At 64.6% G+C, this 458-nt stretch carries 1 protein-coding gene; it reads left to right on the top strand.

Going from position 1 to position 458, the window contains the following annotated elements; all coding sequences use genetic code 11:
- Positions 1-458: glutathione S-transferase C-terminal domain-containing protein (locus tag I6F21_RS37770; protein ID WP_225184392.1), on the top strand; the 458-nt coding region annotated here is incomplete at both ends.

Raw genomic sequence — 458 nt, forward strand, 5'->3', positions numbered from 1 at the left:
CTACTGCGATACGGCGCTGATCGCGCAAGTGATCGAGTCGATCCATCCGCTGCCAAGACTCGTGCCGTCCGAGCACGCAGCCGCTGTGTTTGCGATGGCACAGTGGGCCGATACGACGCTGTTCTGGGCGACGGCGACATTCGTGATGCAACCGGCGGGCTTCCAGAGCCTGTTCGGCGATGCGCCCGAAGCCTTCGTCAAAGCCTTTGTGGAAGATCGCAAGGCCATGCGCGTGGGCGGCACTGGCTTGCGCACACCGCCGCCGGAAGCCACTTCCACGCTGAATGTCTTCCTGGCGCAGCTCCAACGGCAGCTGGCCACGGGCGAACGCATCTTCCTGTTTGGCGAGCAGCCCACCGTCGCCGACTTCTCCGTCTACCACTGCCTGTGGTTCATCCGCCGTGCGACGGCAGTGGCCGGCATTCTCGACGCGCATCCGGAAGTGGTGGCGTGGATGC

It is taken from the genome of Bradyrhizobium sp. NBAIM03, from assembly GCF_020194055.1.
Classification (GTDB): Bacteria; Pseudomonadota; Alphaproteobacteria; order Rhizobiales; family Xanthobacteraceae; genus Bradyrhizobium; species Bradyrhizobium yuanmingense.